The sequence below is a fragment of the Methylocella sp. genome, assembly GCF_044226135.1.
Lineage (GTDB): Bacteria > Pseudomonadota > Alphaproteobacteria > Rhizobiales > Beijerinckiaceae > Methylocapsa.
On sequence record NZ_JBGAHM010000007.1, the window covers coordinates 43,965 to 66,933 of the forward strand.

At 69.5% G+C, this 22,969-nt stretch carries 18 protein-coding genes and 1 pseudogene; 14 read left to right on the forward strand and 5 right to left on the reverse strand.

The genetic code is table 11. The features are described from left to right. Positions 1-23: 23 nt before the first annotated feature. Positions 24-973 (reverse strand): IS630 family transposase gene (locus tag ACILRB_RS05265; protein ID WP_407070197.1). Its coding sequence is split into 2 segments (ribosomal slippage): positions 24-632 and positions 635-973, totalling 948 coding nucleotides; the frame shifts between segments, so codons are not numbered across the junction. Between the two features lie 95 nt (positions 974-1,068). On the opposite strand from ACILRB_RS05265, the pseudogene ACILRB_RS05270 reads away from it, so the two are divergent. After that, positions 1,069-1,320, forward strand: a pseudogene (locus tag ACILRB_RS05270) (HslU--HslV peptidase ATPase subunit); the annotation flags it as partial. Positions 1,321-1,444: 124 nt separating this feature from the next. On the opposite strand, the gene ACILRB_RS05275 reads toward ACILRB_RS05270, so the two are convergent. Then, positions 1,445-2,161 (reverse strand): MgtC/SapB family protein, encoded by a 717-nt coding sequence (locus tag ACILRB_RS05275; RefSeq protein WP_395665255.1) that lies wholly within the window; start codon positions 2,159-2,161, stop codon positions 1,445-1,447. A gap of 133 nt (positions 2,162-2,294) precedes the next feature. On the opposite strand from ACILRB_RS05275, the gene ACILRB_RS05280 reads away from it, so the two are divergent. Beyond that, the gene (locus ACILRB_RS05280; RefSeq protein WP_395665256.1) at positions 2,295-2,963 is read left to right on the forward strand and encodes a TetR/AcrR family transcriptional regulator; all 669 of its coding nucleotides are present in this window, start codon (positions 2,295-2,297) and stop codon (positions 2,961-2,963) included. A 227-nt stretch (positions 2,964-3,190) separates the two neighbouring features. Further along, positions 3,191-4,225 (forward strand): tryptophan--tRNA ligase, encoded by a 1,035-nt coding sequence (gene trpS, locus ACILRB_RS05285; protein ID WP_395665257.1) that lies wholly within the window; start codon positions 3,191-3,193, stop codon positions 4,223-4,225. A gap of 31 nt (positions 4,226-4,256) precedes the next feature. Here the strand turns inward: trpS and ACILRB_RS05290 are convergent, their stop codons facing one another. Continuing rightward, a complete protein-coding gene (locus tag ACILRB_RS05290) occupies positions 4,257-4,553 on the reverse strand; it encodes a metalloregulator ArsR/SmtB family transcription factor (protein ID WP_395665312.1) in 297 nt (98 codons plus the stop codon). Between the two features lie 286 nt (positions 4,554-4,839). Here ACILRB_RS05290 and ACILRB_RS05295 point away from each other — a divergent pair, with 286 nt between their 5' ends. From ACILRB_RS05295 to ACILRB_RS05305, 3 genes are all read left to right on the forward strand, one after another. Further along, entirely contained in the window at positions 4,840-5,025 is a 186-nt protein-coding gene (locus ACILRB_RS05295; protein ID WP_395665258.1) for a DUF2892 domain-containing protein, read from the forward strand. Positions 5,026-5,029: 4 nt separating this feature from the next. Then, positions 5,030-5,395 carry a carboxymuconolactone decarboxylase family protein gene (locus ACILRB_RS05300; protein ID WP_395665259.1) on the forward strand — a complete coding sequence of 122 codons (366 nt, stop codon included), beginning with the start codon at positions 5,030-5,032 and terminating at the stop codon, positions 5,393-5,395. Between the two features lie 103 nt (positions 5,396-5,498). Then, on the forward strand, positions 5,499-6,068 hold the full coding sequence (locus tag ACILRB_RS05305) for a PRC-barrel domain-containing protein (protein ID WP_395665260.1): 570 nt from the start codon (positions 5,499-5,501) through the stop codon (positions 6,066-6,068). A 117-nt stretch (positions 6,069-6,185) separates the two neighbouring features. Here ACILRB_RS05305 and ACILRB_RS05310 read toward each other — a convergent pair whose 3' ends face one another. Continuing rightward, positions 6,186-8,033, reverse strand: coding sequence for a M3 family oligoendopeptidase (locus ACILRB_RS05310; protein ID WP_395665261.1), 1,848 nt, complete (start codon positions 8,031-8,033; stop codon positions 6,186-6,188). 163 nt (positions 8,034-8,196) lie between these two features. On the opposite strand from ACILRB_RS05310, the gene ACILRB_RS05315 reads away from it, so the two are divergent. From ACILRB_RS05315 to ACILRB_RS05335, 5 genes are all read left to right on the forward strand, one after another. Further along, the gene (locus ACILRB_RS05315) at positions 8,197-9,723 is read left to right on the forward strand and encodes an esterase-like activity of phytase family protein (protein ID WP_395665262.1); all 1,527 of its coding nucleotides are present in this window, start codon (positions 8,197-8,199) and stop codon (positions 9,721-9,723) included. Between the two features lie 119 nt (positions 9,724-9,842). Continuing rightward, complete coding sequence (locus tag ACILRB_RS05320) at positions 9,843-11,369, forward strand: sigma-54-dependent transcriptional regulator (protein WP_395665263.1); 1,527 nt, start codon at positions 9,843-9,845, stop codon at positions 11,367-11,369. 148 nt (positions 11,370-11,517) lie between these two features. Continuing rightward, on the forward strand, positions 11,518-13,605 hold the full coding sequence (locus ACILRB_RS05325) for a murein L,D-transpeptidase (RefSeq protein ID WP_395665264.1): 2,088 nt from the start codon (positions 11,518-11,520) through the stop codon (positions 13,603-13,605). Positions 13,606-13,758: 153 nt separating this feature from the next. After that, positions 13,759-14,502, forward strand: a complete 744-nt coding sequence (locus ACILRB_RS05330) for a TerC family protein (protein WP_395665265.1) — start codon at positions 13,759-13,761, stop codon at positions 14,500-14,502. Then, positions 14,459-16,750, forward strand: coding sequence for a primosomal protein N' (locus tag ACILRB_RS05335; protein ID WP_395665266.1), 2,292 nt, complete (start codon positions 14,459-14,461; stop codon positions 16,748-16,750). The genes ACILRB_RS05330 and ACILRB_RS05335 overlap by 44 nt, the downstream gene beginning before the upstream one ends. Before the next feature lie 80 nt (positions 16,751-16,830). Here the strand turns inward: ACILRB_RS05335 and ACILRB_RS05340 are convergent, their stop codons facing one another. Next, entirely contained in the window at positions 16,831-18,900 is a 2,070-nt protein-coding gene (locus ACILRB_RS05340) for a thioredoxin domain-containing protein (protein WP_395665267.1), read from the reverse strand. A 125-nt stretch (positions 18,901-19,025) separates the two neighbouring features. On the opposite strand from ACILRB_RS05340, the gene mnmE reads away from it, so the two are divergent. The 3 genes from mnmE to rsmG all read left to right on the forward strand — a co-directional run bounded on the left by mnmE (position 19,026) and on the right by rsmG (position 22,957). Continuing rightward, positions 19,026-20,348 carry a tRNA uridine-5-carboxymethylaminomethyl(34) synthesis GTPase MnmE gene (mnmE, locus tag ACILRB_RS05345; RefSeq protein ID WP_395665313.1) on the forward strand — a complete coding sequence of 441 codons (1,323 nt, stop codon included), beginning with the start codon at positions 19,026-19,028 and terminating at the stop codon, positions 20,346-20,348. Positions 20,349-20,441: 93 nt separating this feature from the next. Then, on the forward strand, positions 20,442-22,301 hold the full coding sequence (gene mnmG, locus ACILRB_RS05350) for a tRNA uridine-5-carboxymethylaminomethyl(34) synthesis enzyme MnmG (RefSeq protein ID WP_395665268.1): 1,860 nt from the start codon (positions 20,442-20,444) through the stop codon (positions 22,299-22,301). After that, a complete protein-coding gene (gene rsmG / locus ACILRB_RS05355; RefSeq protein WP_395665269.1) occupies positions 22,298-22,957 on the forward strand; it encodes a 16S rRNA (guanine(527)-N(7))-methyltransferase RsmG in 660 nt (219 codons plus the stop codon). Before mnmG ends, rsmG begins: the two co-directional genes overlap by 4 nt. Positions 22,958-22,969: the final 12 nt, after the last annotated feature.

The window sequence follows — 22,969 nt, forward strand, 5'->3', positions numbered from 1 at the left end:
TGTAGAGGCAATTTAGAGCATTTTCACGATTCATGGCGATAGCCTGAATTTGCTATGTAGTTTGCGCATTCTTGTGGTTTGAACGCGGCGAGGGCGTCGGCGATGGCTTTGATGAGCGCCTCGAAGGTTCGCGCCGCGGCCTTTCGCAGCAAGGCTTTCAGTTTTGCGAACGCCTGCTCGATCGGGTTCAGGTCAGGGCTGTAAGGCGGCAGATAGCGCAGGCTTGCGCCGGCCCGCTCAATCGCCTCCCTGACGCCGGCGACTTTGTGGGATGACAGATTGTCCATGACGACGACGTCGCCCTCGCGCAAGGTCGGCGCGAGAAAATGTTCGACATAGGCGAGGAAACACGGGCCGTTCATCGGCCCGTCGAAAACGCAAGGGGCTGTGATCTGATCGTTGCGCAAGGCGCCGACGAAGGTCGTCGTCATCCAATGGCCAAACGGCGCACAGGCTTTGAGGCGGCGTCCGCGCGGGGCGCGGCCATACAGCCTGACCATATTCGTCTTGGCTCCCGTTTCGTCAATAAAGACAAGCTGTTCCGGGTTTAGATCAGCCTGGCTGACGCGCCATTCCTCGCGCGCCCTGGCGACATCGGCGCGATCTTGTTCGGCGGCGCGCAACGACTTTTTTTGAGCGTCAGCCCGAGACGCCGCAGCCGTTTCCAGAGGCAGCCGACGCTGACCTTCATGTCGTGCTCGGCCATGAGCCAGGCCTGCAGTTCGGCGAGCGTCGCGTCGGGTTCGCCCATCACGCGGGCGCAAAGAGCCCCGTCATGTGCGGCGAGCTTCGGCTTGGGGCCGCCCGCCCAGGCCCGCGCGCTCGTCTCGCCAGTGGTCCGCCGCCGCCCCAAAGCCTTGTAGATATACGACACGCTGACCTTGAAGAGGGACGCCGCCGCATATGCGCCAATCCCTGATTCAACCGCCGCCATGACCCGCTCACGCAGATCCTGAGAGTAAGCTCTGCCCATCGCAATCCCCTATCGAATCAATGAGGAAAGCGAATCACAAACAAAGCTGAACCGGAACCCCCAACGCGATTCCGCCAGTCGTGAAAATGCTCTAGACCGAAGGGCTCGAACTGGCCTTCACGCAGGACGCCGTCGCGGCGCTGGCGCGCATCGCCGTCGAGGTCAACGCCAGCGTCGAGAACATCGGCGCGCGCCGCCTCCAGACGGTGATGGAGCGCGTGCTCGACGAGATCAGCTTCACCGCGACCGACCGCTCGGGCGAGAGGGTCGAGATCGACGCGGCCTATGTCGAGAAACATGTCGGCGGCCTCGCCCGCGACGCCGACCTGTCGCGCTTCATCCTCTAGGTCGTTTTCAGTAAAAGTCGCAGAGTTTTACGTTACGAAAACGCGTAAGAACAAACTGTTAGAGCGCGTTCGCGATTCGACGACGTCCGAACGCGCTCCAGCCCGATCCCCGCGCCCGGCGTCCTCAGGCCGCCGTGCTGCTCTCCCAGGAGGCGTGGCGGACGCCCTTCTCCTGTTCGAGCTCGGCGACCACGGCGTCGATCTCCTGCGGATCGACCGCGGTCGAGACCAGCGTCGCGACGATCTCCACATGATCCTCGCCCTGCTCCTCGCTCTCGACGTCCCCGACCGGATAATTCGCCGCCTCGAGCAGCTCCACGACGCGGTCGCGCAGGGCGGGCGCGGCGTCGACGCCTGCCGACACGCGCACCTCATAGGTCGCTTCGGCCGCCTGATCGTCGAGCGGGATGCGGTTGATGCGGTCGGCGAGCGGGCGCAGCAGCGTGTTCGCGGCCACGACGAAGCCCGTGACCAGCGCGCCTTCGGAGATCATGTCGGCCCCGGCGCAGGCCCCCACCGCGGCCGAGCACCACAGCGTCGCCGCCGTGTTGAGGCCGTGGATGTTCGCCCCCTCCTTCATGATCACGCCGGCGCCGAGAAAGCCGATGCCGGAGACGACATAGGAGATCACGCGCACCGACTCCTGCGCTCCCGCGACGCGGTCGGCGAGGTCGACGAAGGCGGCGGCGCCGAGCGCCACCAGCACATTGGTGCGCAGCCCCGCCGTGCGCTGGCGGTATTGCCGCTCGACGCCGATGAGCGCGCCAAAGACGAAGGCGGCGGCGAGGCTGACGACGCTGTCGAGCGTCGGCATGATCTCGAAAGTCTCGATGAAACGCATCCAGGCCTCCGCCGCGCGCGGCCGGCCGCCGGCTCTTGACTTCGCGCGAAGATGGGTCGCGCATGAAGGAGCGGCCGTCCTTACGCAAGCAAAATGGCGGCGGCGAGGCCTGGTGCGACGATATGGCGCTTCGATGAGCGACGCGGGCTCGGTGTCAAACGGGCGCAAGGGCCGCAGGCCCTCGCCCGAAAAGCGGCGGGCGCTGATCGCGGCGGCGGCGCGGCTGTTCGCCGAGCTTGGCGTCGACGCCGCGACGACGCGCGAGATCGCCGTGCGCGCCGGCGCGACCGAACGCACGCTGTTCAAGCATTTCGGCTCGAAGGACGGGCTCCTCCGGGAAGTGATGGACGCGGTTTCGGCCGACATGACGCCGCGCGGGTCGGCGTTTCGCCGCGTCCGCAGCGAGACGCCGTTCACCCGCGCCGAATTCGCGCGCTGGCGCAGGGACTTCGCGCAGGAGAGCCTTGCTGCGGCGCAGGCCGCGCCGGACGGCTGTCGCGTCCTGTTCCGGGAGCTGTTCCGCGATCCCGACTTCGCGTCGCGCTACGCCGCGCAATGGATGGAGCAGGCCTTGCGGCCCCTCGCCGCCCATCTGGCGCGGATGCGGGATTCGGGCGAGATCGACGCCGCCGCCTCGCCCGAGGCGCTGGCCTGCGCGTTCTTCGGCCTGCATTTTTCCTATTTCGCCGCGCGCTTCGCCCTTGCGCCGGGGGCCGGCTGGGACGACGCGCGCGACCTCGACGCGCTCGCCCTTCTGGTCGAGACGCTGCTTCAGCCCGACCCGCGCGCGCCGGGCGGTTGAGCGGTCAATCCGTCAGCGGCGCGCCGATGACGTCGATCCCATGGGCGGCGACGAGCGCGGCCTGCTCCCCGGGCGTCGGGGCGCGGGCGGCGAAACGGCGTCTGGAGCGAAGGCCCTGACCGGCCGGCGGCGGGCTGCGGCCGGCGCCGGACGCGCGTCGCCCCTTGCCTTGGCCGCGAAAGCTTGCGATAGCGCACGCCTTCCAACCGGCCAGGAGCCCGAGCGTTATGGCGACATTCCCGGAGCGCGTCTTTTCCGGCGTCCAGCCGACGGGAAACCTGCATCTTGGCAATTATCTCGGCGCGATCGTGAAATTTGTCGAGCTGCAGCGCTCGCATGAATGTCTTTACTGCGTCGTCGACCTGCACGCGATCACCGTGCCGCAGAAGCCCGAGGAGCTCAAAGCCTCGATCCGCGAGGTGACGGCGGCCTTCATCGCCTGCGGCGTCGATCCCGCCGCGCACGCCATCTTCAACCAGAGCCAGGTCTCGGGCCACGCCGAACTCGCCTGGGTGTTCAACTGCGTCGCCCGCATCGGCTGGCTGAACCGCATGACCCAGTTCAAGGAGAAAGCCGGCAAGGACCGCGAGAACGCCTCGGTCGGGCTCTACGCCTATCCCTGCCTGATGGCCGCCGACATCCTGCTTTACAAGGCCACCCATGTTCCGGTCGGCGAGGACCAGAAGCAGCATCTCGAACTCGCCCGCGACGTGGCGCAGAAGTTCAATCTCGACTTCTCCGCCTCGATCGCGGCGAACGGCTTCGGCGACGCCTTCTTTCCGCTGCCCGAGCCGCTGATCCAGGGGCCGGCGACGCGCGTCATGAGCCTGCGCGACGGCTCGAAGAAAATGTCGAAGTCGGACCCTTCCGACTATTCGCGCATCAATCTGTCGGACGACGCCGACGCCATCGCCCAGAAGGTGCGCAAAGCCAAGACCGACCCCGAGCCGCTGCCCGGCGAGACGGCCGGGCTCGAAGGGCGGCCCGAAGCCGACAATCTCGTCGGCGTCTATGCGGCGCTGACCGGCTCGACGAAGGCCGACGTGCTGAAGACGTTTGGCGGCGGCCAGTTCTCGGCGTTCAAATCGGCGCTGGTCGATCTGGCGGTGGCCAAGCTCGGCCCGATCGGCGCCGAGATGAAGCGGCTGACGGCGGACCCCGGCTATATCGACGGCGTGCTGGCGGACGGGGCGGCGCGCGCGCGCATGATCGCCGACGAAAACATGAAGGCGGTCAAGGACGTGCTCGGCTTCGTGCGCTGAGGCGGCGCGCCGCGGCGCCCGCGCTGCGGCGTCAGGGCCGGGTCCCGGGCGCCGGGCAGAACAGGCCGTAGAGCGTGCCGAGCACGGCCCGCGCCTTTTCATCGGCGACGGAATAGAAAATCCGCTTGCCGTCGCGCCGCGTGGCGACGAGCCCTTCCGCGCGCAGCACGCCGAGCTGCTGGCTCAGCGTCGGCTGGCGGATGTCGAGCAGGGCTTCGAGCTCGCCGACCGATTTCTCGCCTTCCACAAGCTGGCAGATGAGCAGCAGCCGGTCCTCGTTCGAGAGCGCGCGCAGGAGCGTCGCCGCCTGCCCCGCGGCGGCGCGCATCGTCGCGATGTCCATGGCCGCGACGTTCATGGCCGCGACGTTGATGGCCGCGACGTTGATGGCGCCGTCCTGCACGGCGCCGTCCTGTATGGCGCCGTCCTGCGTGGCGCCGTCGCGCGGGGCGCGCCCTTCGGAAAACTCCGCGTCCAAACTCATTTCACCATCAGATATTATGTTTACAGATATTATGTCTTCAGATAGTGTAATACCCATAAGGCGGCGGCGTCACGCGCAAAATGCAATCGGGCGGGGCGCCTAAAGCCAAGGCAAAGCAGGGATTTCAGCCATGACTCCGAATATCGGCGCGCCTGACCGGGCGGCCCGCATCGCCGTCGGCGCCGGACTGATCGGCGCGACTCTTTTCGGCGCAATCGGCCATTGGGGCTGGATCGGGCTGGTCCCGCTCGCGACGGGACTCCTGCGCTATTGCCCGGCCTACGCCATTTTCGGCTTCTCAACCTGCAAGCGGTGACGTCATGAGCCTCAATTCCTCCTCCTATCGCGAACTGACGCAGGGCGTCTCGAAGAACCTCGCGACCTTCCGCGCCGACCTGCCCGACGTCGCCAAGGGCTTCTCCGCCCTCGCCCAGGCGGCGACCAAAGACGGCGCGCTCGACAAGAAGACCAAGGAGCTGATCGCGCTCGCGCTCGGCGTCGCCGCCCGCTGCGACGCCTGCATCGGCTTCCACGCCGAGGCGCTGGTCAAGCTCGGCGCGACCAAGATCGAGGTCGAGGAGATGCTCGGCATGGCGGTCTACATGGGCGGCGGCCCGTCGCTGATGTATGCGGCGAACGCGCTCGCGGCCTATGAGGAATATGCGCAGGCCCACGCCGCGGCCTGATCGGGCCCGCTCCCGGAGCGCCGGCGAATTTTACGGAAGGGTTCGGAACGAGAGGCGCGCGCGGGCATTCCCGCGTCTGATTGATGAAATCAGGAGAGCTTTGATGAAACTCGCGCTTCTCGCTTCCGCCGCCCTTCTCGCGCCCACGCTCGCCTTCGCCGAGACGCCGGCCGCCGCGCACGCCGACATCACGCGGACCCTGCATGACGCGGGCTATTCCGACGTCACGGTCATCAATGACGCCGTGCTCGTGAAGGCCAAGGACAAGACCGGCTCGATGGTCACGCTCGCCGTCAGCCCGAACCATATGACCAAGGTTTCGAGCTATACTTTCGGCGACAAGGCCGAGGGCCGCAGCGCGACCCATGGCGCCTTCCTGTCGATTCCGGCGGGCGGCGAGATGAGCTCGCGGCTCATCGGCACGAACATCTACAACCGGTCGAACGAGGACATCGGCGAGATCAAGGACGTCGTCTTCGGCAAGAACGGGCTTGAGGCCTTCGTCGTCGGCGTCGGCGGCTTCCTCGGCATGGGCGAGCATTATGTGGCGGTCGACCCCTCGGCCATCACGCTGAGCTATGACGGCGGCAAGATCTCGAAAGGCGTGATGGACGCCGACAAGGCGCAGCTCAAGGCCGCGCCCGAGTTCAAATATCCGGGCGACCGGAGCTGAACCGGCGGACGCCTGCGGGCCAAGCCCGGGCGAGTTTCATGGCGGAGCGGCGGGATTCGCGCCGCCTCGCCTGAAGAACGCGCCGCCGCAGCCCCCAACTGCGGCGGCGCGTCTCTTTCAGGCCTGCGCTTCGAGCGCCTCGAGCTCGTCGATCATGCCCTCGATCATCGACAGCCCGATGTTCCAGAACGCGGGATCGCGCGCGTCGAGGCCGAACGGCTTCAAAAGCGCGCCATAGGGTTTTGAGCCGCCGGCCGACAGAAGCGCGAAATAACGCTCGGCGAACCCCTCGCTGGCGTTCTGGTAGACGCCGTAGAGCGAATTCACGAGGCAGTCGCCGAAGGCGTAGGCGTAGACATAGAAAGGCGAATGGACGAAATGCGGGATATAGGCCCAGTAGGGCCTGTAATCCGGCGTGAACTCGATCGCCGGGCCGAGGCTTTCGCCCTGCACGTCCATCCAGAAACCGCAGATCTGCTCGGCGGTGAGTTCGCCCTTGCGCCGCTCCAGGTGGACGCGCCGCTCGAAACTGTAGAAGGCGATCTGGCGCACCACCGTGTTCAGCATGTCCTCGACCTTGGCGGCGAGCATGGCGCGCCGCTCGGCCGGGGTGTTGGCGCGCGCGAGCAGCGCCCTGAAGGTCAGCATCTCGCCGAACACTGAAGCCGTCTCGGCGAGCGTCAGCGGCGTCGGCGCCATCAGCGCGCCGTTCGGGGCGGCGAGCACCTGATGCACGCCATGGCCAAGCTCATGGGCCAGCGTCATCACGTCGCGCGGCTTGCCCTGGAAATTGAGCAGCACGTAAGGGTGCGCCGAGGGCACGGTCGGATGGGCGAAGGCGCCGGGGCTCTTGCCGGGGCGCACGGGCGCGTCGATCCAGCCTTCGTCGAAGAAGCGCCGCGCGATCTCGGCCATTTTCGGCGAGAAATCGCCATAGGCCGAAAGCACCGCCTCGCGCGCCTCGTCCCAGCGGTAGAGCTGCTGCGGCGCGTCGGGCAGGGGCGCGTTGCGGTCCCAGAACATCAGCGCCGGCTTGCCGAACCATTTCGCCTTCAGCCGGTAATAGCGGTGCGAGAGGCGCGGATAGGCGTCGCGCACGGCGGCGACGAGCGCGTCGACCACTTCGCGCTCGACCCGGTTCGACAGGTGCCGCGCGTCGGCGACGTCCTTGAAGCCGCGCCAGCGGTCGGAGATCTCCTTGTCCTTGGCGAGCGTGTTGGTGACGAGCGTGAAGACGCGCAGATTTTCGTCAAGCGTCGCGCCGACGGCCTTCGCGGCCTTTTCGCGCGTCGCCTCGTCGCGGTCCTGCAGCAGGTTCAGCGTGGGTTCGATGGTCAGCGTCTCGCCGTCGACGTCAAAGCGCAGCGCGGTGATCGTTTCGTCGAACAGCCGGTTCCAGGCGGAATAGGAGGTGGTCGATTTCTCGTGGAACAGCTTTTCGAGCTCGTCGGAGAGCTGGTGCGGCCGGCCCTTGCGCACGTCCTCGATCCAGGGGCGGTAGCGCGACAGCGGCCCGTCCTTCAGCGCCTGTTCGAGCGCGCCGTCGTCGAGGCGGTTGAGCTCCAGCTCGAAGAACAGGAGATCGGCGGAGGCGTTGGTGACCGCCTCCTGCGCGTCGCCGTAGAATTTGGCGTTCTTCGGGTCGGCGGCGTCGCCCGCGTAGATGAGGCCGGCGTAGGACATGACGCGGCCGAGCAGCTCTTCGAGCGCCTCGTAATGGCGCACGGCGGCGGCGAGCGAGGCGCCCGTGCGGTCCTCGGCGAGCTGTTCGACCTTGCCCCGGTAAAGCTCGGCGAAGGCTTTGGCCTCGGTTCCGGCGCGCGCGAGGTCGGCGGCGAATTCTTCGGAGTCCGGCGCGGGATAGAGGCTGCGAAGATCCCATTGCGGCAGGGCGCCGAGGGCGTCGCCGGACGCCCGGGCCGGCTCGGCGGCGCTGCGGGGCGGGGCGGAAAGGGATTTGGGCATGGACGTCCTGCGGCGCGAGGCGGAGGGAGGGGTCAGGGTTTCATATCGGAGCATGGGCGCAGATATCAACCGGCGCGAGGCCTCCCGTAACACGCGCGACATATCCTTGCGCTAACCCCTCCCCCTTCGCCGCCGGGGGGCGGCGATCCCGGGGGAATCATCCATGTCTTCGTTCAAGCGGAAAGCAGGCGCCTGCGCCGGCGCGGCTTTCCTGTTTCTCGCCCTTCAGGGCGCGGCCAGCGCCGGAAGCTCGGTCGTCTTTCAGGGCCAGACGTTCGTCAACAAGGGCCTCGTCGGCGTCGGCCGCGTCGCCTCGAACGCGCTCGACCAGTATAACGAGACGCTCGGCGGCTTCGGCTCGTCCATGGCGCTCGACCTTTCGGCCTGGAAGAAAGGCGCCGACGGCGCCTATACGGGCGTCGTGTGGATGCAGCCCGACCGCGGCTGGAACACGCAGGGCACGACCAATTACCGCTCGCGCGCGCAGCGCTTCGAGTTCCGCCTGACGCCGCACGTGGGCGCGCCGACGCTGAATCAGGACCAGATCGCGCTGACCTATCGCAAGTCGCTGCTCTGGGCCTATGGCTGGACGACCGGGCTTGACGCCTCGCGCGCCTATTATCCGCGCCAGAAGGACCCGGCCGGCGTCGTCCTGCCGCATATCCCGCTCGGCGAGACCGACCGGCTCGCGGTCGACGCCGAGGGCCTCGTGCTGATGAAGGACCGCAGCTTCTGGGTCAGCGACGAATATGGCCCCTATGTCTATCATTTCTCGGGCACCGGCATGCTGATCGAGGCGATCCGCCCGCCCGAGGCCTTCGCGCCGAAGCGGAAAAACAAGGCCGGCGCCCTCGTCGACAGCTTCTCGGCCGACAGCCCCCCGGTCGGCGAGACCTATAATCCGGCGATGGGCCAGCCCGTCGTCGGGCGCCAGAACAACCAGGGGCTCGAAGGGCTTTCGCTCAGCCCCGACGGCAAGACCATGTTCGCGCTGCTGCAAAGCGCGCTGATGCAGGATCTTGACGCCGACAAGCGCTCGACGACGCGGCGCAACACCCGCCTGCTCGCCTATGACATGACCGGCGTCACGCCCAAGCTCAAGGGCGAATATGTGGTGCAGCTGCCGCAGTATCAGGACCCGACCTCGACCAAGGCGAAGCTGCTCGTCGCCGCCCAGAGCGAGCTGTTCGCGCTGAACGACCATCAGTTCCTGGTGCTCGCGCGCGACAGCGGCGTGGGCTATGGCGCGGCCCTGCCCGCCTCGACCTATCGCAGCGTCGACCTCGTCGACATTTCGGGCGCGACCAACATCGCCGGCTCGAAATATGACGCCGAAGGCGGCTCGATCGCGCCGAAGGGCGTGCTCGACCCGGCGATCACCCCGGCGGCCTATCAGAAATTCCTCGACGTCAACGAGGCCGCCGAGCTGGCCAAATTCAACCTGCACAACGGCCTGCCCAACGACCGCAACGACCTTTACGAAAAATGGGAGAGCCTCGCCCTCGCCCCGGTCATGGATCCCGCCGCGCCGAACGATTATTTTCTGTTCGTCGCCTCCGACAACGACTTCATCACGCAGCACGGCCGCATGAACGGCGTCGACTACGCCGACGCCTCGGGGCTCGACGTCGACTCCATGATGCTCGTCTACCGCGTGAGCCTGCCGACCTACGCGCCGCCGCAGCGTTAAGCGCGCGTTTACCCTGATCGGCGAGCATCTTCACAGGCGGGGCGCTTCGCCCCGCGTCTCCCGATCATCGAAGAGCCGGCGCCGCCCGTCGCGGCGGCGCGGCGCCGGCGCGAGGCCGCATGCCCCCCAAGATTCTCATCGTCGACGCCGATCCCGTCGAACGGCTCCATGTCGAGCAATGCGTGCGGCGCTTCGGCTTTTCGGCCGAGACGCTCGATTCGGGCGCCGCCGCCCTCGCGCGGCTGCGCTCGACGCGCGAAGGCCGGATCGACCTCGTCATTCTCGACCTCGCCGCGCAGGGCTTCGAGACGCTCGCCGCCCTGCGCGCCACGGGCTTCGCGCCGCCCGTCGTCGCGCTCGCGCCGAAGGGCGAGCCGCCGACGGCGGCGCTCGAGGCCGGCGCCTTCGACGTCGCGACGCGGCCGCCCTCGCCCGAACGGCTCAAGATCGCGCTCGCCAACGGGCTCAACGCCGCCCTGCTCGAAACCGAGGTGCGCCGTCTCGCGCGCCACGCCCAGGAGGGCGTCTCCTTCGCCGATTTCTTCGGCGCCGCGCCCGAAATGGAGCGCGCGCTGCGCCTCGCCGAGCGCGCCGCCCGCGCCGACCTGCCGGCGCTGATCGAAGGCGAGACCGGCGTCGGCAAGGAGACGCTGGCGCGCGCCGTCCACAACGCCTCGGAGCGCCGCGGGCGGCCGTTCGTCAGCCTGCGCTGCTCGGGCCTCGCCCCCGAGGCGATCGAGGGCCTGCTGTTTGGCGCGCCGGACGAGCCGCGGCGCATGGGCCGGATCGGCGAGGCGCAGGGCGGCACCCTGTTCCTCGGCGACGTCTGCGAACTGCCGCACGCCGCCCAGACGCGGCTTCTGCGCCTCGTCGCCGAGGGCGAGCTCGCTCATGGCGGACGGACGCTGCGCGTCGACGTGCGCGTCGTCGCCGCGACGCGCCGCAATCTGATCGAGCGCGTCAGGGAAGGCCGCCTGCGCGAGGATCTCTATTACCGTCTCGCCGTCGCGCCGATCCTGCTGCCGCCGCTGCGCCGGCGCCTCGACGAGATCGCGCCGCTGGCGCAGGGCTTCTGCGTCCGCTTCAGCGCCGAGCACGGCCGGTTTTCGCGCGGGCTTTCGGCCGAAGCGCTGAATTTGCTCCAGTCCTATGACTTCCCCGGCAATGTGCGCGAACTTGAGGCGGCGACGCATCGCGCGGCGGCTTTGGCCGAAGGCGCGCAGATCGGCGCCGCCGACTTTCCGGCGATCGCCGCGCGCGTCGGCCGCCTGCCGCATGTGCCGCCGGCCGAGCCCGCCGCCCTTTCCGCGGCCTGCGCCGCGCCGGCCGACGGCGCGTTCGAGGCGCGCGTCCCGCTCGACGCGCCGCAGCCGGGGCCGCTCTGGCCGCAGGACCCGGGCGCCCTCTCGCTGCTCGACGACCAGGGCGACATGCGCACCCTCGCCGAGATCGAGCGCGAGGCGATCCGCTTCGCGCTCGGCCATTATCGCGGCCGCATGTCGAAGATGGCGAGAAAGCTTGGCGTCGGCCGCTCGACCCTTTATCGGAAGCTCAGGGATTACGGCCTCGGCCAGGGCGCGGCCGACGAGCCCGCCGCAATCGGGGAGGCTGGGGCTCCGCCTGAAAAAGACGCGGACGCCGCGTGAGTTTTGCGCTTCGGCGCAAGGCGCCATAAAAAACCTCCGCCGCCGCAACTCCGCCTTCGGCTGCGGCGTCTTACAGAAGGGCGCGTTCGCTCCGCCGCAGGCGGCGAAGGCGCCGCGCGGCCTAAAGGCACGGGAGCGATCAAGAGGCATGGCCCGAGACACCGCACGCCGCACCCCCAACGTCGTCGCCGCGCCGGCGCTGCGCGTCGCGCTGGCGCTCGCCGCCGCGCCGGCGTTCTTTCTTCCGGGCCCGGCCTTGGCGCAGGTTCCGCTGGCCTTCGACCAGATCATTCAGGGCATCGGCCAGGCGCTGGGCGGCGCGCCGGCGCAGCCGCAGGGCGTGCGCCCGTCTCCGCCGGCGCCCGCCGTCGAGCGCGCCCCTGAGCGCCCCCTTGAGCGCGCGTCCGGGCGCGCGCCGAAAACCGAGGCCGCCGCCCCGCCGCCCCGGCCGCGTCCCGAGGAGCGGGCCGCGGTCAAACCCCCGCCCGCTCCGCCGCGCGTCGTCGCCCGCCCGGCGCGACCGCCCGCGCCGGCGCCCGAAGACGTGACCGGAGCGATCGCCCCGGGCGCAGGCGACGCGGCGCAGATTTCGGCTACGCCCGGCGCCGCCCGCGCCCCGCTGACGGTCGGCGCGACGCGCCCGACCGCCGCCGCGCCGTCTCCGGCGCCGGCCCCCGCCGCCCCCGACGCCGCGGCGGCCCCGCCGCCCGCCGAAACGAGCTTCGCCGCGCCCGCCGCGCCCGTCGCCGATCCCGCGCCGGCGTCGGCCGGGGCGGCGATCAGGGCCCTGCTCGAGGCGCGCGGCGAACAGGACCGCGCCGACCGCGTTCCGGCCACGCGCCGGCGCGAGCATGACGCCGTCGCGGCCTTCTACGCCCAGCGTGGCTTCGCGCCGCTCTGGACCAGGAACGGCGAGGCCCGCGCCGAGGTCAAGCCCGTGCTGGCGCGGCTCCAGCTCGCCGCCGAAGACGCGCTGGTCGTCAGGGCGCCCGTGTTCCAGACCTCCGACGATCCCGCAAAGCTCGCCGCCGCCGACGTCGCGCTCTCCGACGCCGTCGTCGCCTATGCGCGGCAGGCGTCGGCCGGGCGCGTCGACCCGCGCTCGATCTCGCCGCTGATCGCCCTTCGCCCCGAGGCGGCCGACCCGTCGCTCGCCCTCGCCCTTGTGTCGGAGGCGGGCGCGCAGGCGGGCGCCGCGCTGCGCGGCTTCAATCCGCCCCAGCCGGGCTATGCGGCGCTGCGCGACAAGCTCGCCGAGACGCGCCGCGCCGGCGCGCCGACGGCGCGCCGGCAGGCGCCGGCGATCCCGCCGGGGCCGACGCTCAAGCTCGGCATGAGCGATCCGCGCGTGCCGCTGATCCGCGCCAGGCTCAGCCTCGACGGCCGCCCGGCCGGGGGCGACGCGCAAGTCTATGACACGCAGGTCGCGAGCGCCGTCGCCGACTTCCAGAAGGCGAACGGCCTGCCGTCCTCGGGCCAGCTCACGCCAAAGACGCTGGTCCTGCTGTCAGGGCCGGAGCAGTCGCGCGTCGAAGGCGAGATCGTCGCCAACATGGAGCGCTGGCGCTGGACGCCGCGCGACCTCGGCGCGAGCCGCATCGAGGTCAACCTGCCGGAGTTCGAGGTCGTCGTCGTCGAGAACGGCGCCGTCGTCGCGCGCCATCGCGTCGTGGTCGGCAAGGACAAGACGCCGACGCCGGTGTTCTCGAACACGATGCGCTATCTGATCGTCAATCCGGCCTGGAACGTGCCGCAGTCGATCATCCGCAAGGAGATGATGCCGAAGCTCGCGGCCGATCCGAATTATCTGCGCCGGCTCGGCTACCAGGCCGAATGGAAGAACGGCAGGCTCAGCGTGCGCCAGCCGCCCGGCGAGCGCAACGCGCTCGGGCGCATCAAGTTCATGTTCCCGAACGACTACGCCGTCTATCTGCACGACACGCCCTCGCGCAAGCTGTTCTCCGAGGAGCGCCGGATGTTCAGCCATGGCTGCGTGCGCGTCGACGAGCCGATGAGCTTCGCCGAGACCGTGCTCGGCCGGGGCTGGACGCAGGAGCGGCTCGAAAAGCTGATCGGCGGCGACAAGGAGCGCTACGTCAATCTGGCGCGGCCGCTGCCGATCCATCTCGAATATTTCACCGCCAAGGTCGACGCCTATGGACGGCTGCTGACGTTCGAGGACGTCTACGGCTATTCGCGCAAGATCCGCGTCGCGCTCGGATATGAAAAGGGCTGAGCGGCGCCGCGCGGCGCGTCCGTTAGCGCATTTTCAGTAGAAGCCGCAGACTTTTACATTAAGAAAAATGCGTAGAAACAAGATGTTGCAGCGCGTTCGCGATTCGATGAACGCCAAGCGCTCTAGCGCCCCACGGAGCTGAAAGACCGACCCATGGACAATCTTCTGGCGCTGGCCGCTGACCCCGCGGCCTGGTTCGCGCTCGCGACCCTGATCGTGATGGAGGTCGTCCTCGGCATCGACAATCTCGTCTTCATCGCCATCATCTCGAACAAGCTGCCGCCGGAGCGGCGCTCGAGCGCGCGCCGCTTCGGCATCGCCATGTCGCTCGTGATGCGCATCCTGCTGCTGTTCACGATCTCGACGCTGATCCGCCTGACCACTCCGGTGTTCCATGCGGTCGGCCATGGCTTCTCGTGGCGCGACATGATCCTGATCGCCGGCGGCCTGTTCCTCGTCTACAAGGCGACGACCGAGATCCATCATTCGGTCGACCCGGACGATCCCGGCGAAAAAAGCGTCGGCGTGGCGAGCTCCTACGCCGGAGTGGTGACGCAGATCCTCGTCATCGACATCGTCTTCTCGCTCGATTCGATCATCACCGCGGTCGGCATGACGCCGCATCTGCCGATCATGATCATCTCGGTGCTCGCCGCCGTGACCGCCATGATGCTCGCGGCCGACCCGCTCGCCAATTTCATCCACCACAACCCGACCATCGTCATGCTGGCGCTGGGGTTTCTGCTGCTGATCGGCGCGACGCTGATCGCCGAAGGCTTCGGCTTCCATTTCCCCAAGGGCTATATCTACACCGCCATGGCCTTCTCGGGCCTCGTCGAGGGCCTCAACATGTATGCGCGCTCAAAACGCAGGGAGAGCGGCGACGCCGGACATTGAGCCCGAAGGCGCCGGGGCGGACGCAGGCGCCGCGGCGCAGATCGTCGACGTGCTGGTTCCGGTCGCGCTCGACACGGCCTATTCCTATCACGCTCCGGCCGGCCTCGGCCTCGCGCCGGGCGATTTCGTCGAGGTCGAGCTTGGCCCCCGCCGCGCCGCCGGCGTCGTCTGGGCGGCGCGCGCGGCGCCTGCGGGCGGCTCCAACCTCAAGCCCGTGCGCGCCCGCATCGACCTGCCGCCGCTGCCCAAACCCCTGCGCGACCTTGTCGATTTCGTCGCGCGCTGGACCTTGAGCCCGCGCGGCATGGCGCTGCGGCTCGCCATGCGCGCGCCCTTTTCGGCCGCGCGCGAGGCCGAGCGGTTCGGCCTCGTCGCCACGGGCGCGCCGCCGCGCAGGGAGACGCCGGCGCGAACGCGCGCGCTCGACGCCGCGCGCCGCACGCCGCGCCAGAGCAAGGCCGCGCTGGCGCGCGAGGCCGGCGTTTCGGCCTCGGTCGTCGACGGCCTGCTGCGCGAGGGGGCGCTGGCGCTTGAGCGTCTGTCGTCGCCTGCGGCCGCGCCCGCGCCCGACCCCGAGTTCGCCCCGCCGACGCTTTCGGCCGGCCAGTCGGCGGCGGCCGGGGCCTTGTCGCGCTCCGTCGCCGCCGGCGGCTTCGAGGCGACGCTGCTCGAAGGCGTGACCGGCTCTGGCAAGACCGAAGTCTATATGGAGGCCGTCGCCAGCGCCCTGCGCGCCGGGCGCCAGACGCTCGTGCTGATGCCCGAGATCGCGCTGACCGCGCCGTTCGTCGCGCGTTTCGCCGCGCGCTTCGGCGCCGAGCCGGTCGAATGGCATTCGGGCGCGCCGCCGGCCCGCCGCGCCCGCGCCTGGAGCGCGGTGGCCACGGGCGAGGCGAAGATCGTGGTGGGCGCGCGCTCGGCCCTGTTCCTGCCGTTCTCGACCCTCGGCCTCATCGTCGTCGACGAGGAGCATGACGCCGCCTACAAGCAGGAGGACGGCGTCGCCTATCACGCCCGCGACATGGCGGTGGCGCGGGCGCGGCTCGAAGGCTGCGCGGTCGTGCTGGCCTCGGCCACGCCCTCGGTCGAGACGCGCGTCAACGCCGACCAGGGCCGCTACCGCCGCCTGCGGCTCGACGCGCGCCACGGCGGCCAGGCGACGCCGAAGATCGAGGCGATCGACCTGCGGCTGCATCCGCCGCCGCGCGGGCGCTTCATCTCGCCAACGCTTGTCTCGGCCATGGCCGGGGCGCTGTCGCGCGGCGAGCAGTCGCTCCTGTTCGTCAACCGGCGGGGCTATGCGCCGCTGACCCTGTGCCGCGCCTGCGGCCACCGCTTCCAGTGCCCGAACTGCACCGCCTGGCTCGTCGAGCACCGTTTTCGCCGCATGCTGATGTGCCATCATTGCGGCCACGCCGAGCCACGCCCCGAGCTTTGCCCCAATTGCGGGGCGGCCGAGACGCTGACCGCCTGCGGGCCCGGCGTCGAGCGGCTCGGCGAGGAGGCGGCGGCGCTGTTCCCCGACGCCCGCGTCATGATTTTATCGTCCGACGCGCTCAGTGGGCCGGCCGAGGCGCGGGCCGAGTTCGACGCCGTGGCGCGCGGCGACTGCGACATCGTCGTCGGCACGCAGCTTGTCGCCAAGGGCCATAATTTTCCGCTGCTGACGCTCGTCGGGGTGATCGACGCCGACATCGGCCTGACCTCGGGCGACCCGCGCGCGGCCGAGCGCACCTTTCAGCTGCTCAACCAGGTGACGGGCCGCGCCGGGCGGTTCGAGCGGCAGGGCCGCGCCTTCGCCCAGACCTGGCAACCCGAACATCCCGTCATGCGGGCCATCCTGTCCGGCGACGGCGAGCGCTTTTACGCCGAAGAGATCGGCCAGCGCGCGCGCGCCGGCCTGCCGCCGTTCGGGCGCCTCGCCGCGCTGATCGTCTCGGGCGACGACGCGGCCTCGACCGAGCGGTTCGCGCGGGCGCTGGCGCGGGCGGCGCATGAGCTGCCGCCCTCCGACCGCTGGCGACTGCCGCCGCCGGGCGCTTTTGCGGGCGAGGATGAAATCGCCCTGCTCGGGCCGGCCGAGGCGCCGATCGCCGTGCTGCGCGGGCGCGTCCGCTTTAGGCTGCTCGCGCGCGCGCCGCGCACGGCCGATCTGCAGGGCTTTTTGAGCGCGCTGCTGAAGGCCGGGCCGCCGCAGCGCGGCGGCGTCAGGGTGACGGTCGACGTCGACCCGCAAAGCTTCTTGTGAACGCGGGAATGTCGTCTATTTTCATCGTGCGTCATTTTAAGGTCAGAAATCTCATGACGCACAATTCAAATGGCGTGGCGTCAGGCCCCGGCGCCCGCCGGCTCCGTCAAAAGGGCGCGCAGGCTTTCGACGTCGCGCGCCGGCGGCGCGCAGGCGCCCCCCTGACACACAAAGGCCGCCGCCTCTCCCGCCGCCGCCTGTTGCGCCTGCGCCGGATGGCCGGCCGGCACCGCCTCGGGCCGGTCGACGTCCATGACGATGCGGTCGATGAAGGGCGTCTTCATCGCCGCCTCATAGAGCGGGCGCCGCCGCGGTCCGGCGGTGACGATCTCGCGCGCCCGCAGCCGCAGGTCGAGCGCGTTGAGCACGCCGGCGTGGCCGACGATGTTCTCGCGGATCGACGGCGCGAGCGCGGCGAACAGCGCGTCGGCGCGGTGCTGCGGCGCGTCCTCGCCCGAAACGCCGGCAAGCCGCAGCAGCGCCGAGAGATAGACCGGATGGGCGTTGGGAATGGCGTCGTCGGCGGTCGGGGCGAGCCGCAGCGGCACGTCGCCCGCGTCGCTCGCGGCCATCGCGAGGAGGCCGGTTTCGGGCGAAAGATGATGCGAGTCGAGCGTCCGCATGAAGCTTTGCGCGTCGGCGAGATAATCGCGCGGGGCGGGCGCGTCAAAAAGATGACGAGCTTCATATAAAGACAGCGCCGCCCGGGCCATGGCGGCGTAGTCGAGCGCGAGCCCCGGCTTGACGAAGACGCCGGCGCGCCAGCTGTGGGCGAGACGGCGCGCGCCGGCCGCGTCCTCATAGGTCATGGTCGAGGCGACGAATTGATAGGCGTTCGCCGCAAGGCCGAGCCAGGCCGGCTCGCCCATCAGCGTCCCGGCGTTGACGAGGGCCGCGATCATCAGCCCGTTCCAGTCGGCCATGATCTTGTCGTCGAGGCCGGGACGCACGCGCGTCTGCCTGAGCGCGAACAGCTTCTGGCGCAGGGGCGCGAGCCTCGCCTCCTCCTCGTCGGTCGGGCGCGTCGACTCGAGCCGGTTGAGGACGGTGATTCCCTCGGGATAATGCGCGTCGGCCCAGTTGCCGATCGGTCCGGCGTTATAGAACCTGCCCAGAAACCGCGCGTCCTCGAGCCCCAGCGCGCCGACGATCTCGTCCCATTTCCAGACGTAGAACTTGCCTTCGACGCCTTCCGAATCGGCGTCGAGCGCGGCGCAGAAGGCGCCGCCGTCATGGGTCATTTCGCGCGTCAGCCAGCCGACCGTCTCGCGCGCGCGCGTGCGGAACAGATCGTCGCCGAAAGCGTCGAAGCAGAGCGCGAGGCATTCGAGGATCTGGGCGTTGTCATAGAGCATTTTTTCGAAATGCGGCACGAGCCAGCGCTCGTCGGTCGAATAGCGCGCATAGCCGCCGCCGAGATGGTCGTAAATGCCGCCTTCCGACATTTTCTCCATGGTGAGGCGCATGGCCTGCATATAGGCCGGCTTGCCCGTGCGCAGGCCGGCGCGCCACAGGAATTCGAGGACCGGCGTGTTGGGGAATTTTGGCGCGCCGCGCAGCCCGCCGTCCACCGTGTCGATGGCGGTGACGAGCTGCTCGGCGATATGGTCGAGCTGGCCGAGCGAGAGCTCGAAGCTTCCGGCCGCCGGGGCGCGGGCGAGGTTGCGCCTGACCACGCCGACATTGGCGGCGATACGCCCGGGCTCTTTGGCGTAGGCCTCGGCCACCGTGCGCAGCACGGTCACGAAGGAGGGGCGGCCATATTGCTCGACTTTTGGAAAATAGGTGCCGCCCCAGAAGGGCTCGCCCCTGGGCGTGAGAAACATGGTGAGCGGCCAGCCGCCACGCTCGCCAAACGCCTGCAGCGCCTGCATGTAGATATGATCGATGTCGGGCCGCTCCTCACGGTCGACCTTGATATTCACGAACAGCTCGTTCATGACGGCGGCGGTCGCTTCATCCTCGAAGCTTTCATGCGCCATCACATGGCACCAGTGGCAGGCGGCGTAGCCGATCGACAGCAGGATCGGCCTGTCCTGCGCCTGGGCCTCGGCGAGCGCGGCTTCCGACCACATGCGCCAATGGACCGGATTGTCGGCGTGCTGGAGAAGATAGGGGCTCGCCGCCCGCGCGAGTTCATTGGCTGGCATGGAACGCATCCTTCGTCATCTTTCGGTCCGCGCGGGCGCGGCATGTCCGGTTTTGGCTCCCGGTGCGCGCCGGAGAGGGCGAACGGCCGGTCGCCAGCAAGAAAGGGGCCTTGATGACCGCGCTTCTGGGCCGCTCCGGCGACACGATCTTCGCGCTGAGCTCGGGCGCCGGCCGCGCCGCCGTGGCGGTGCTGCGTCTATCGGGACCGGCCTCGGCCGCCATTGTCAAGGCCGTCTGCGGCCGGCTGCCCGCGCCGCGCCGCGCCGTGCTGGCCGACTTCCAGAACCCCGCAAGCGGCGAAAGGATCGACCGCGGCCTCGTGATCTTCTTTGAAGGGCCTGCGAGCTTCACCGGCGAGGATGGCGCCGAGCTGCATGCCCATGGGGGGCGGGCGGTGGTGGCCGCGCTCATCGAGGCGCTTTCCGCCTGTCCGGGGATGCGCGCGGCCGAGGCTGGCGAATTTTCCCGCCGCGCGCTGATGAACGGCAAGCTCGATCTCGCCCAGATCGAAGGTCTCGGCGATCTCGTCGCGGCCGAGACCGAGCGCCAGCGCCGCCAGGCGTTGCGCCAGACCGAGGGCGCGCTGGGCCGCGAGACGGCGGGCTGGCGCGCGGCCCTGCTTGAAGCGGCGGCGCGGATCGAGGCGCGCATCGATTTTTCCGACGAGGGCGAGGTGGCGGCCGCGCCCGAGCTGGAGCTTGCCGGTCTGCTTTCGCCGGTCGTCGCCGCGCTTGACGCCGAACTCAAGGCTGCGAAGGCCGGCGAGCGCCTGCGCGAAGGGCTCGTCATCGTCGTCGCCGGGCCGCCCAACGCCGGCAAGTCGACGCTGGTCAACGCTCTGGCGCGGCGCGACGTGGCCATCGTGTCGGAGGAGGCCGGCACGACGCGCGACGCAATCGAAGTCGCGCTCGATCTTGGCGGTTACGCCGTGACCCTGATCGACACGGCCGGCCTGCGGGAGACGGGCGACAGGGTCGAGCGGATCGGGGTGGCGCGGGCGCTCGAAAGGGCCGCGCGCGCCGATCTGACGCTGTGGCTGAGCGAAGCCGCCGCGCCGACGCCGCCCGACGCGCGGCTTCAAGGCCCGGTCTGGCGCGTTCTGACCAAGGCCGATCTCGCGCCGCAACCGTGGCCAGTTGACGCGGATCTGGCGCTCAGCGCCGCGACCGGGGGCAATCTCGATTCTCTGCTTCAGCGCCTGACGCGCTTCGCGGAGGAGGCGAGCGGCGACGGACGCGAGGGGCTGATCACCCGCGAGCGCCATCGCCGCGCCGTCGCCGACGCGGCCCACGCCCTTCGGCCGCTGCTCGAAGGCCCGGCCCTGCCGGAAGAAATCGCCGCCGAACATGTGCGGCAGGCGCTGTTCGCGCTGGAGCGGCTGATTGGCCGTGTGGATGTCGAAGACGTGCTTGGCGATATTTTCTCCCGCTTCTGCATCGGCAAATGATGTTTCACGTGAAACAGGCGCGGCGGACAGGCGCCGAAAAAACCGCTATAAGCGGGCGTCGCGCCACCTTGAGAGAGCGGCTGCTTAAGATCCATGACCGAGAAGTTTGATGTCGTCGTCATCGGCGGCGGCCATGCCGGCTGTGAAGCCGCCGCCGCCGCCGCCCGCAGGGGCGCGAAAACCGCGCTGCTGACGCTGTCGCACGCCAGCGTCGGCGTCATGTCGTGTAATCCGGCGATCGGCGGGCTGGGCAAGGGGCATCTCGTGCGCGAGATTGACGCGCTTGACGGCCTTATGGGCCGCGTGGCCGACGCCGCCGGCATCCAGTTCCGGCTGCTCAACCGGGCCAAGGGGCCCGCCGTGCGGGGGCCGCGCGCCCAGGCCGACCGCAAGCTCTACCGCGCCGCCATGCAGGCCGCCCTGGCGGCGACGGCGAATCTTCATGTTCTTGAAGGCGAGGCGGCGGATCTCATCGTCAAGGGCGGGGCCGTCGCCGGCGTCATAACGCTTGACGGGCGCGTCCTCGCCTGCCCCAGCGTGGTCATTTCGACCGGCACGTTTCTGCGCGGCGTGATCCATCGCGGGGAGGAACGCACGCCGGCGGGCCGCATCGGCGAAAAGCCCTCGGTGCGGCTCGGCGAGACGCTGGAGCGTCTCGGCTTCCGCCTCGGCCGGCTCAAGACCGGAACGCCGCCGCGCCTCGACGGACGCAGCATCGACTGGGCCGCGCTCGAACGCCAGACAGGCGACGACGAGCCGCAGCCGTTCTCCACCCTGACGCGCCGCATCGAGAACCGGCAGGTCGACTGCTTCATCACCGCCACCACTGAGGCGGCGCATGAGGTGATCCGCCAGAACCTCGGCCGATCGCCGGTCTATTCCGGGGCCATTTCGGGCCGCGGGCCGCGCTATTGCCCCTCGATCGAAGATAAAGTCACGCGCTTTTCCGACCGCCCGAGCCATCAGATCTTTCTGGAGCCCGAAGGGCTCGACGACGATTCCGTCTACCCGAACGGCGTTTCGACCTCCCTGCCGGCCGAGATTCAGGACGCTTTCCTGCGTCTTGTCCCCGGCCTCGCCCATGTGCGCGTGCTCCAGCCGGGCTATGCGATCGAATATGATTTTATTGACCCGCGGGAGCTGTCGGCGAGCCTTGAGACAAAGCGTCTGCCGGGGCTGTTCCTCGCCGGCCAGATCAACGGCACGACCGGCTATGAAGAGGCGGCGGCCCAGGGGCTTGTCGCCGGGCTCAATGCGGCGGCGCGGGCGGGCGGCGCCGCGCCGCGCCTGTTTGCGCGGTCCGAAGCCTATCTCGGGGTGATGATCGACGATCTCGTCTGCCGGGGCGTGAGCGAACCCTATCGCGTCTTCACCTCGCGCGCCGAATATCGCCTGTCGCTGCGCGCCGACAACGCCGACCAGCGACTGACGCCGGCGGGGCTCGAAATCGGCTGTGTCGGGCAGGCGCGCGCCGAGGCTTTTCGGCGCAAGGCCGAGGCGCTCGCGGCGGCGCGCGCCCTGCTCGAAGCGCGCCGGCTGACCCCGAACGAGGCCGCGCGCCATGGGCTCGCCGTCAACCAGGACGGCCAGCGCCGCAGCGGCTTCGACCTGCTCGCCTTGCAGGATGTGACGCTGCGGACGCTCGCCGGCATCTGGCCTGAGCTTGACGCCATTGCGCCGGCTGTCGCCGAACAGGTCGAGATCGACGCCAAATATGCCGTCTATCTCGAACGGCAGGCGCGTGACGTGGAGGCGGCGCGGCGCGACGAGGCGATGGCCATTCCGTCCGACGTCGATTATGCGGCCATGCCCGGCCTTTCCAATGAAGTCAGGGCGCGTCTGATGGAGGCGCGCCCGCAAAGCCTCGCCCAGGCGAGCCGGATTGAAGGCATGACGCCTGCCGCCATGACCCTGCTCGCGGCGCGGCTTCGGCTCGCCCGCCTGGCGTCATGAACCGCGCATCGGCTGCAAAGCCGCCGCTGGCCTTCGCCGGCGCGCCGGAGGTCTTCGTCGAGCGGCTGCGCCTTTATGAGGCGCTGCTGCGCAAATGGAGCCGGACGATCAATCTCGTCGCGGCCTCGACCCTCGACGACATGTGGACGCGCCATTTCGCCGATTCGCTTCAGACGTCGAACGCGGCGCCCGCGGCGCGGCGCTGGCTCGACCTTGGCTCAGGCGGCGGCTTTCCGGGCCTCGTCACCGCGATCCGCTACGCCGACGATCCGGCGGCTGATGTTCATCTGATCGAATCGGACCAGCGCAAATGCGCCTTTCTGCGGACTGTTTCACGTGAAACAGGCGCGCGCGCCACGATCCATTGCGGACGCATCGAGGCTGTGACGCCAAAGCTCGACGCGCATTTTGACGCGGTGAGCGCGCGGGCGCTCGCGTCGCTGCCGAAACTCCTCGCCTATGCCGAAAAATTTCTCGATCAGGGCGCCGTCGGCGTGTTTTCCAAGGGCGCGAGCGCGCCGGCGGAATTGACGGAAATCGACGCGACGGATAAATATTTCATCGACGCGTCGCCGAGCCTCACGCTCCACTCCGCGCACATCGTTCTCATCCGCAAACGCGGGGCGCGCGCCCTTCCGTCTGACGCCGCGCACTAGCCCCTTGCTCCG

Excerpts from the sequence above, each read along its gene's own strand:
- ACILRB_RS05300 (WP_395665259.1), top strand. The coding sequence starts at position 5,030 with ATGAGCCTCAATTCCTCCTCCTATCGCGAACTGACGCAGGGCGTCTCG.
- ACILRB_RS05305 (WP_395665260.1), top strand. The coding sequence starts at position 5,499 with ATGAAACTCGCGCTTCTCGCTTCCGCCGCCCTTCTCGCGCCCACGCTC.
- ACILRB_RS05295 (WP_395665258.1), top strand. The coding sequence starts at position 4,840 with ATGACTCCGAATATCGGCGCGCCTGACCGGGCGGCCCGCATCGCCGTC.
- ACILRB_RS05315 (WP_395665262.1), top strand. The coding sequence starts at position 8,197 with ATGTCTTCGTTCAAGCGGAAAGCAGGCGCCTGCGCCGGCGCGGCTTTC.
- ACILRB_RS05290 (WP_395665312.1), bottom strand. The coding sequence starts at position 4,553 with ATGCGCGCCGCCGCGGGGCAGGCGGCGACGCTCCTGCGCGCGCTCTCG.
- ACILRB_RS05335 (WP_395665266.1), top strand. The coding sequence starts at position 14,459 with ATGCGCGCTCAAAACGCAGGGAGAGCGGCGACGCCGGACATTGAGCCC.
- ACILRB_RS05330 (WP_395665265.1), top strand. The coding sequence starts at position 13,759 with ATGGACAATCTTCTGGCGCTGGCCGCTGACCCCGCGGCCTGGTTCGCG.
- ACILRB_RS05320 (WP_395665263.1), top strand. The coding sequence starts at position 9,843 with ATGCCCCCCAAGATTCTCATCGTCGACGCCGATCCCGTCGAACGGCTC.
- ACILRB_RS05280 (WP_395665256.1), top strand. The coding sequence starts at position 2,295 with ATGAGCGACGCGGGCTCGGTGTCAAACGGGCGCAAGGGCCGCAGGCCC.
- ACILRB_RS05340 (WP_395665267.1), bottom strand. The coding sequence starts at position 18,900 with ATGCCAGCCAATGAACTCGCGCGGGCGGCGAGCCCCTATCTTCTCCAG.
- mnmG (WP_395665268.1), top strand. The coding sequence starts at position 20,442 with ATGACCGAGAAGTTTGATGTCGTCGTCATCGGCGGCGGCCATGCCGGC.
- ACILRB_RS05275 (WP_395665255.1), bottom strand. The coding sequence starts at position 2,161 with ATGCGTTTCATCGAGACTTTCGAGATCATGCCGACGCTCGACAGCGTC.
- rsmG (WP_395665269.1), top strand. The coding sequence starts at position 22,298 with ATGAACCGCGCATCGGCTGCAAAGCCGCCGCTGGCCTTCGCCGGCGCG.
- trpS (WP_395665257.1), top strand. The coding sequence starts at position 3,191 with ATGGCGACATTCCCGGAGCGCGTCTTTTCCGGCGTCCAGCCGACGGGA.
- ACILRB_RS05325 (WP_395665264.1), top strand. The coding sequence starts at position 11,518 with ATGGCCCGAGACACCGCACGCCGCACCCCCAACGTCGTCGCCGCGCCG.
- ACILRB_RS05310 (WP_395665261.1), bottom strand. The coding sequence starts at position 8,033 with ATGCCCAAATCCCTTTCCGCCCCGCCCCGCAGCGCCGCCGAGCCGGCC.